Source organism: Allorhizocola rhizosphaerae, from assembly GCF_003426775.1.
Lineage (GTDB): Bacteria > Actinomycetota > Actinomycetes > Mycobacteriales > Micromonosporaceae > Allorhizocola > Allorhizocola rhizosphaerae.
Genome location: NZ_QJUG01000033.1, coordinates 42,906 through 51,395 on the forward strand (window position 1 = coordinate 42,906; position 8,490 = coordinate 51,395).

The 8,490-nt window shown below is 69.1% G+C and carries 7 protein-coding genes and 1 riboswitch; of the genes, 1 reads left to right on the forward strand and 6 read right to left on the reverse strand.

Annotation, left to right across the window (positions count from 1 at the left end; translation table 11 throughout):
* Positions 1-3: 3 nt before the first annotated feature.
* Both DM816_RS09565 and DM816_RS09570 read right to left on the reverse strand, forming a co-directional pair.
* Complete coding sequence (locus DM816_RS09565; protein WP_117209796.1) at positions 4-3,435, reverse strand: cobaltochelatase subunit CobN; 3,432 nt, start codon at positions 3,433-3,435, stop codon at positions 4-6.
* Between the two features lie 4 nt (positions 3,436-3,439).
* Positions 3,440-3,586: riboswitch (adenosylcobalamin (AdoCbl) riboswitch) on the reverse strand.
* Entirely contained in the window at positions 3,559-4,257 is a 699-nt protein-coding gene (locus DM816_RS09570; protein WP_162907275.1) for a hypothetical protein, read from the reverse strand. Its footprint overlaps the riboswitch before it by 28 nt.
* A 243-nt stretch (positions 4,258-4,500) precedes the next feature.
* Between DM816_RS09570 and DM816_RS42350 the strand changes: the two genes are divergently transcribed.
* Positions 4,501-4,935 carry a hypothetical protein gene (locus DM816_RS42350; protein WP_162907279.1) on the forward strand — a complete coding sequence of 145 codons (435 nt, stop codon included), beginning with the start codon at positions 4,501-4,503 and terminating at the stop codon, positions 4,933-4,935.
* 252 nt (positions 4,936-5,187) lie between these two features.
* On the opposite strand, the gene DM816_RS09580 is transcribed toward DM816_RS42350, so the two are convergent.
* Genes DM816_RS09580 through DM816_RS09595 form a run of 4 tightly spaced genes read right to left on the reverse strand, consistent with a single transcriptional unit; the run spans position 5,188 to position 8,280 of the window.
* Positions 5,188-6,015, reverse strand: a complete 828-nt coding sequence (locus DM816_RS09580; protein WP_117209799.1) for an alpha/beta hydrolase — start codon at positions 6,013-6,015, stop codon at positions 5,188-5,190.
* 60 nt (positions 6,016-6,075) lie between these two features.
* The gene (locus tag DM816_RS09585; protein ID WP_117209800.1) at positions 6,076-6,729 is read right to left on the reverse strand and encodes a response regulator; all 654 of its coding nucleotides are present in this window, start codon (positions 6,727-6,729) and stop codon (positions 6,076-6,078) included.
* Positions 6,722-7,852, reverse strand: coding sequence for a sensor histidine kinase (locus DM816_RS09590; protein WP_117209801.1), 1,131 nt, complete (start codon positions 7,850-7,852; stop codon positions 6,722-6,724). Before DM816_RS09590 ends, DM816_RS09585 begins: the two co-directional genes overlap by 8 nt.
* Positions 7,852-8,280, reverse strand: coding sequence for a cupin domain-containing protein (locus DM816_RS09595; RefSeq protein WP_117209805.1), 429 nt, complete (start codon positions 8,278-8,280; stop codon positions 7,852-7,854). Before DM816_RS09595 ends, DM816_RS09590 begins: the two co-directional genes overlap by 1 nt.
* Positions 8,281-8,490 lie beyond the last annotated feature (210 nt).

Genomic DNA, 8,490 nt, shown 5'->3' on the forward strand with positions numbered 1-8,490 from the left:
GCCTTAACCCTCGAGGTCGCCCTCGACCGCCAGGTAGGTCTGCTTCAGCGCGTCGAGGGTCGCCGGATCGGGTGACGCCCACAGCCCGCGGTCTGCGGCCTCCAGCAGGCGCTCGGAGATGCCGCGCAGCGCCCACGGGTTGGACTTTTCCATGAACGCGCGCACGTCCGGGTCGAAAACGTAGGACTCGGCCAGCTTCTCGTACATCCAGTCGTCAACGACACCGGCCGTGGCGTCGTATCCGAACAGGTAGTCCACGGTCGCGGCCAGCTCGAACGCTCCCTTGTAGCCGTGCCGCTGCATGGCCGCGATCCAGCGCGGGTTGACCACCCGGGCCCGGAACACGCGCTTGGTCTCCTCTTCGAGCGTGCGCGTCTTGACGGCGTCGGGCACGTGCGAGTCGCCGATGACCGCCGTCGGCGAGGCGCCCGTCAGCGCGCGCACCATGGCGATCATGCCGCCGTGGTATTGGAAGTAGTCGTCGGAATCCATGATGTCGTGCTCGCGCGTGTCGACGTTCTTCGCGGCGACGGAGACCCGCTTGTAGACCCGTTCGAGGTCGGGGCGGGCCGACACGCCGTCGAGCCCTCGCCCATAGGCGTATCCTCCCCACACCGCGTAAACCTCGGCGAGGTCGCGATCGTCACGCCAGTTGCGCGCGTCGATGAGCGGGAGCAGGCCGGCCCCGTAGGCGCCCGGCTTCGAGCCGAAGATGCGCGTGGTGGCGCGGCGCCAGTCGCCGTGATCGTCCAGATCGGACAGAACATGCTCCCGTACGAAGTTTTCCACTTCGGACAATCCGGCGACCGTCGTGATCGCATCGTCGAGCAGCGCGACCACGTGCGGAAACGCATCGCGGAAGAATCCGGAGATGCGTACGGTCACGTCGATGCGCGGCCGCCCTAGTTCCTCCAGCGGGATCACCTCGAACCCGGTGACGCGCCGCGACGGCTCATCCCACACCGGGCGGCAGCCAAGCAGGGCAAGGATTTCCGCGATATCGTCGCCCTGCGTGCGCATGGCCGACGTGCCCCAGACGGTGAGCCCGACCGTACGCGGCCACTCGCCGGTCTCGTCGCGATGCTTGCTCAGCAACGACTCGGCGAGCGCGACCCCGACGTCCCACGCGTTGCGCGACGGGATCGCTTTGGGATCAACGGAATAGAAGTTGCGCCCGGTGGGCAGCACGTTGACCATCCCGCGGGTGGGCGAGCCCGACGGGCCGGCCGCGATGTAACGCCCGTCGAGCGCCCGCAGCACCGCGCCGATCTCGTCGGTGGTGCGGGCGAGCCGGGGCACGATTTCCCTTGCCGCGTAACGCAAAAGCTCGCTGGCCCGGTCGTCGCCCGGCGGGGCCGCCCAACCGTTGGCCTCGCACTGCTCAACCAGTGCGCGCGCCCTCGCCTCCGCAGCATCTACATCGGAGCGATCCTCAGTGGACAGTCCGAGCGCCTGCCTGAACCCGCACGCCCGCAGAATCGCCAGCATCAGATTGACGCGAGCCTCGCCCACCGGCGCAGAACCGAGAATGTGCAAGCCATCGCGGATTTGAGAATCTTTGATTTCGCAGAGGTACCCGTCGAGGTGCAGCAGGAAGTCGTCGAAGTCAGCCGACCCGGGCATGTCGGGCTGGTGCAGATCGTGGTGCAGCTGCGCCGCCTGGATGAGCGTCCAGATCTGGGCACGCACGGCCGGGAGCTTCGCCGGGTCGAGCGCCTGCACGGTCGCGTGCTCGTCGAGCAGCTGCTCCAATTTGGCCAGGTCGCCGTAGGACTCGGCGCGGGCCATGGGCGGGATCAGGTGGTCGACAATGGTGGCGTGGGCGCGGCGCTTGGCCTGCGTGCCCTCGCCGGGATCGTTGACGATGAAGGGGTACACCATAGGCAGATCGCCAAGCACATGGTCGGGCGCGCAATCGGCGGAGAGCCCGAGTCCCTTGCCGGGCAACCATTCGAGCGTGCCGTGCTTGCCCAGATGGATCACGGCGTCGGCCCGGAACACCTCGTCGAGCCAGCGGTATGCCGCCAGATAATGATGCGACGGCACCAGATCGGGGTCATGATAGATCGCGATCGGGTTCTCACCGAAGCCACGTGGCGGCTGGATCATCAACAGCACGTTACCGAAGCGCAGGCACGCCAAGACAATTTCGCCGTTGTCGACATAGAGCGTGCCCGGCGGCTCGCCCCAAGCCTCCACAATAGACTGTCCAACCCCGCCGGTCAGCCAGGTCTGAAGGTCCGCGAGCCGAACCCGGGCGGGCGCTGCGGCGAGCTGCTCGTCGGTCAGCCACTCGACGTCGTGGCCGCCGGCCGCGATGAGCGCGTGAATCAGCGAGTCGCCGTCCTCCGGGAAGCCACCGCCCAGGTCATATCCGGCCGCGCGCAGTGCGCGCAGCAGCGCGACCGCGCTGGCCGGGGTGTCCAGCCCGACGGCGTTGCCCACGCGCGAGTGCTTTGTTGGATAGGAGGAGAGCACGACGGCCAGACGCTTGTCGGCGTTGGGAATGCGGCGCAGGCGCGCGTAACGCACGGCGATCCCGGCGACGCGTGAGGCACGCTCCGGATCGGCGACGTAGACCGGCAGGCCGTCGGGCCCGGCCTCCTTGAACGAGAACGGCACCGTGATCAGGCGCCCGTCGAACTCGGGGATGGCGACCTGCATCGCGGCGTCCATCGGCGACAGCGCGGCGTCGGACGCCTCCCACGCGGCACGGGTGGTCGTCAGGCACAGCGCCTGCAGCACGGGCACGTCCAGCTCGGCGAGCGCGTCGACCGACCACGACGCCTCGTCGGCGGCGTTGGCCCCGCCCGCCGCGAGGACCGTGACGACGAGCGCGTCGCAGCGTGCGAGAAGGTCCCGCAATCCGTCGGGGATGCTTCGCAGCGATGCGCAGAAGATGGGCAATGCGTTGGCGCCCTTGGCCTGCAGCGCTTCGCACAGCACGTCCACGAAGCCGGTGTTTCCGGCCAGCTCGTGGGCACGGTAGTACACGACTCCTACGGTGGGCCGGTCCTTCGTGTCGTGCGGATGCGAGCCAAACTCGGGAGTCTGGACCGGGGGCGCGAAGCCGGTACCGGTCATGAGCAGCGTGTCGGACAGGAAGTGGTACAACTCGCGCAGGTTCTGCGCGCCGCCGGCGACCAGATAGGCCAGCGCCTCGCTGACCACCCCGGCCGGCACCGTGGACAGGGCCTGCAGCGCGGCATCGGGCGTGGCCTCACCGCCCAGCACCACGACCGGCATGCCGCTGGCCAGCAGCTCATCCAGCCCGTCGGGCCATGCCTGGCGCCCACCGAGCAGGCGCACGACCGCGAAGTCGGCCTCCGGTAGCGCACCATCGATCCGACTCGGATTCGCCACCGCCCACGGCGCGCCGGACGCACGCGCGGCAAGCAGCTCAGTGTCGGCAGTGGACAGCAACAACCCCGCCACGGGGTACCTCCCAAATCCGGTCCGCGCCGGGTCGTAGGGGTGCAGCGGCGGCGAGTGAGTTCCTGACTCCCAGGCAAACGCCTGGTCACAGTGGCGGGACCGCCCCAGAATCGCACTGGGTTCCTACCCCGCCGCCGCACCCATCCTAGAGCGCCCAGGCTCGACGACCCGCAGCACCGTCCCCGCTACCAGGCCGACCCGGCCGTCGCGACCGTCGCCGCCACGACGTCGACCAGCCAGTGCTCGGCGCGCATGACCCGACTGGCCGATATGAGCAGGATCGCGGCGAGCCCGCCGACAATGGCAGCTCGGTGCCACACCCGGCCCAGCGATCCAACAGGACGATGGCGGTGACGGCGATCGCGGTGATAATCGTCGCGTGACCGCTCGGGTAGGACCCCGTCTGCGGCCGCGCACTATCAGGGGCTGAAGCAGGAGCACCGATCCGCCAAGGACGCCCACAAGCAGCGCCCGCAACACGAGCCCGGCACCGCGCCGACGCCACGCGCAGCCACACCGGCCACGAGCGCGCCGCCAGGCAGACGAGCGTCCCCACGCGACTGACCGCGGTGCCACGCCCGCGCCCACGGTGCCCGACGCAAGATAGGCGTTGTCGAGCAGCCAAGCGTCCGCGGCCGGGATGGTATCGCGCAACACCACACCCGCCACCACCACCACGGCAACGCCCACGGCGCCCACCGTGCCCACGGCGCCCACCGTGCCCACCGTGCCCACCGTGCCCACCGTGCCCACCGTGCCCACCGTGCCCACCGTGCCCACCGTGCCCACCGTGCCCACCGTGCCCACGGCAATTCTCCTCATATCCGGAGCCTCGCCGCCCGCAACCACGAACCTCGTCCGCGCAGTTCCCCTAAGCGCGTGCGTGGTGTCATCCAGGCGCAACGGCACAGGCTCGACCCTCCACCAGGCAGCACGCCCCACCACACCCACACCGCCACCAAGCACCGCCACACCCCACCAAACACCACATCTGCAGGATCCGGGATATTGTTGTGGCACTTGATAGATGTAGTGCAAAATCCCGGATATTGTTCGGCTTTCCGTGTGCGCGGCAACGTTATCCCGGATATTGCTGTGGGTTTCGCGGCCTGGGGCGACGATATCCCGGATATTGCGATACCGGGAGCGGCGATACCGGGAGTGGCGATCGACCGGTCCAAGGGCGCATGGCGATCCACTGGCCAAAACAGCTCGCCCCAATCAGCCGACCCATTCAGTGCCGCGATCAGCCGGCCCGAAACAGCGCGCCGCGAACAGCCGGCCGATAAACATCGCCACGAACAGCCGACCGAAGCAGCACGCCGCAATCAGCTGGCCGAAAACAGCGCCGTGGTCGACGGGCCGAAACAGCGCCGCGATCAGTCGGCCGAGGCAATGCGCTGGGAGTGTCAGAGGATCTTCGTGTCCGCGTTTCACCCGAGCGCCGGAAACTGCGGAAGCGCTTGGCAGGGCGCGGCCCTTACACCAGCGCGCCGATAGGCCCAGTGCGCTGCCGATCGCAACAGCGTGCTGCGATTGGCTGGTCCAAGGGGCGCGCCGCGGTCGGTGGGCGTGAAACAGCGGCGTGCGGCGGTTTGCCGCTCGGTATTCTGCGGCTTGCAAATGAAGGTCGGCGGGTGCAGGCAAAGCATTTCCTCCTGTGACGCCGTCGCCGAGTTTCTCGCCGCGAGGACCGTCATCGCCGTCGGCGGACTGGTGGTCGTCGCCGGTGGGGTCGCCGTCTGGATGGCGTTACTCCTGATTGAGGATGATGCCGGCCAAGGCTTGCAGCGTGGTCGAACCCGGCACCAGATAGGCGTCGTGCCCGGTGACGCCGTCGGTGGGCAGTGGGCGGGCGGCGGAGTCTGCGGGATCGGGGCCGTGGCCGAAACCGGCGAGGCGCACGGCCGGTACCCGCCTGATCCAATCGGTTTCGGCAGTCGCGCCCCAGAGTCTGGCCTCGGGGCGGAACTCCTCGCCCAGGCCGGGGCTGGCGAGGGCCACGAGGTCGGTGACATTGGCGGGGAGGCCCGATGCTGCGGCAAGGCCCATGACGACCGTGCCGTAGCTGTGCCCGACGATGACGAATGTCGCGTTTGGATTGAGCGCCGGCACAAAGCGCTGGAGTTCCTGTGCGCCGGCGAGCGCCCGCTCCCGCCTGACGGCTGCGACACCCATCCCCTCGGGCGGGTCGTACCCGAGCCACGCCACCACCGCGACATCGGGCGCCCACCCGACGGCCTCGTACACCGCGCGGGCCTGTACCGAAGGCGCCCGCCGCGGCACACCCCCGAGCCCGCGGTCGAAGTCGCGCAGTGTGGTATCAACCCCGGGCACGAGCACCACGATCCGCCGCGCAGACGCGAGGTCGCCGATCACCTCCACCGCCCGCCCGTCCCCGGACGGGTCGAACGCGAGGAAGTTGCGATCCCGCGCAAGCTCACCGAACCCGGCCTGGGTCATGCGCTCCCGCACCGACGCATAATCCGTCGACACGGCCAGTGGCGGCGGCGAAGCCGGCGGCACCGGAACAGCGATGGCCATCAAAGCGATGAGCAGGGCGACACGAGTATGGCGCATGGCCGCAACGCTGTGCGTCAACCATGATCACGTGCGTCACACCACGGTATGGGATTGAGCCTAGCTCCCAGGGGTGACGAGCCCCGACTCGTACGCCACGACGACCGCCTGTGCCCGATCCCGCAACCCCAGCTTGCCCAGGATCCGCCCCACGTGCGTCTTGACCGTCTGCTCGGCCACGACCAACGCGGCCGCGATCTCCTGATTGGACAGTCCCTGGGCGATCAGCCGCAAGACTTCCGTCTCGCGTGCCGTCAGTGCCCGCAGCGTGGCCGGCTTGACTCCCGTAAACGACGGCCGGCGCACGAAGTCTTCGATCAGGCGCCGGGTCACGGCCGGTGCGAGCAGCGCCTCCCCGCCGGCCACGACGCGCACCGCATGGACGAGGTCCGCCGCCGGCGCGTCCTTGAGCAGGAATCCGCTGGCGCCCGCCCGCAGCGCCTCGTACACGTACTCGTCCAGATCGAAGGTCGTCAGCATCAGCACGCGTGCCTGCGAGGAAGACGTGATGTGCCGCGTCGCCGACAGCCCGTCCATGCGTGGCATGCGGACATCCATGAGCACGACATCCGGCCCCGCCGACCGGGTTTGGGCAACCGCGTCGACCCCGTCGGACGCCTGCCCCACGACATGCATGTCGGACTGGGCGGCGAGCAGCGCCGCGAACCCCTCCCGCACCATCTGCTGATCGTCGACGACGAGGATCCTAATCATCGGGCAGCTCCACGCGGACAACGAATCCACCGTCGGGTGTCGGGCCGGCCTCGAACCGCCCGTCGAGCATGGCCACGCGCTCACGCATGCCTATCAGCCCGTGTCCCGGCCCAGTCGGCTGCGCAACGGTGTCCGAAGGCCCGTTGCGCACCTGCACCACACTCGGCGTGACGGTCACCTCGACCCGGGCCCCGCGGGCGTGCCGGGCGGCGTTGGACAGCCCTTCCTGCACAATCCTGTACACGGTCAACGCAGTCGTGGGCGGAACCGGTACCCCATGAAAATCTATATCCATCCCGGCTCGCCGCATCGTCTCGATCAGCTCGTCCAGATCGGACAGTGTCGGCTGCGGCGCGAGCGCCGGCTCGGCCTCGGTGCGCAGCACGCCCAGCAGCCGACGCAGCTCGGTCAGGCTCTCCCGCGCGGTCCCGGCCAGGGCCAGAAACTCCTCGCGCACCGGCTCGGGCAATTCTTGCAGGCGATACGGCGCGGTTTCGGCCCGCACCGCCACCAACGACATCGAATGCGCGACCACATCGTGCAGATCACGGGCGAGCCGAGCCCGCTCGGTCAGCTCCTCGCTGCGCCGCGCCTGCTGCTTCAGATCACCCTGCACCCGTCTTCGAACCTGAATTTGCTCACCTAGTACGAGGACAGCCGCCACAACGAGCGCGACGCCGCCCAGGTTGAACGAGTTGGCGAACACGGGGACAAGGGCGATCGTGGCAAGGCCCACCCACACGATGACGCCGACCGGCTCGCGCAGCGCGACCACGAACAGCACCACGACCATCATGATGATCTGCACCGGGTTCCACGGCCAGGTGTCGGTGCGGTTGTCCACGGGCCCAAGCAGCAGGCCCACGAACGCGACCCGCCACGCCCACAGCGGGCTCTGCCGCAGCAGCAGCATGGGGGCCACGCTCAGCGCGCCGAGCCCGATGCCGAGAGGGATGGGGATGCCCCGGTCGTCCGCCCACTCGACCACGATCGCGGCGAACCCGACCAGCGCCACGACCCCGATGGCCGCCAGCCAATGCCGACGCAGCGGCGCGCTCGGCCCCTGATAGGGGTCGGCGCCGATGAACGTGGTACGCAAGCTGCGCAGCAGGCCCAGGTTCACTACTCGCCCATCGTAAAGTCCGCGAAGTCGAACCCCGGCGCGACCACGCAGCTCACCAGCGCCTCTTCGCCCGACGCCGGCTCCGCCGACTGCCACACCCCACCCGGCACGACCACCTGCGGCCGCTGCCCCGCCGCCAAGTCGGGCCCCAGCACGAACTCCGTCTCGCCCTCGGGAAGCCGCATCCGCAGCGTCAACGGCCCGCCGCTGTGCCACAGCCAGAGCTCATCGGACCGCACCACATGCCACCGCGACACCTCGCCGGGCCGCAGCAGGAAGTAAATCGCGGTTGCCGCGGCTCGCGTGCCCCCATAACCCTCGGGCTCGAACTCCACCCCCGATCGCCAGGTCTCCCTATACCACCCACCCTCCGGGTGTGCCACCAACCCCAGCAATTCCACAGTGTCACCAGACACGGCCCACTCCATCTCCACCGAGTTCAAAATCATTCGCGCGCCGCCATCGCCGAGTCGATCCGGGCTCATCCACACGGCATCCACGCGGCTCTCGCGCGCGGACGAGTGTGTTGCGGGCCTTCGGCGGAAGGTCGCGGACGGAGCACGTTGCCGACCCTCGGCGGAAGAACGACCATCCCCTTCACCCGGCCATTGTCCCCTCCCACCGCGACCCACCCGCCC

Coding starts and splice junctions, on each gene's coding strand:
- DM816_RS09570 (WP_162907275.1), bottom strand. CDS start 4,257: ATGAGGAGAATTGCCGTGGGCACGGTGGGCACGGTGGGCACGGTGGGC.
- DM816_RS09580 (WP_117209799.1), bottom strand. CDS start 6,015: ATGCGCCATACTCGTGTCGCCCTGCTCATCGCTTTGATGGCCATCGCT.
- DM816_RS09585 (WP_117209800.1), bottom strand. CDS start 6,729: ATGATTAGGATCCTCGTCGTCGACGATCAGCAGATGGTGCGGGAGGGG.
- DM816_RS09595 (WP_117209805.1), bottom strand. CDS start 8,280: ATGGAGTGGGCCGTGTCTGGTGACACTGTGGAATTGCTGGGGTTGGTG.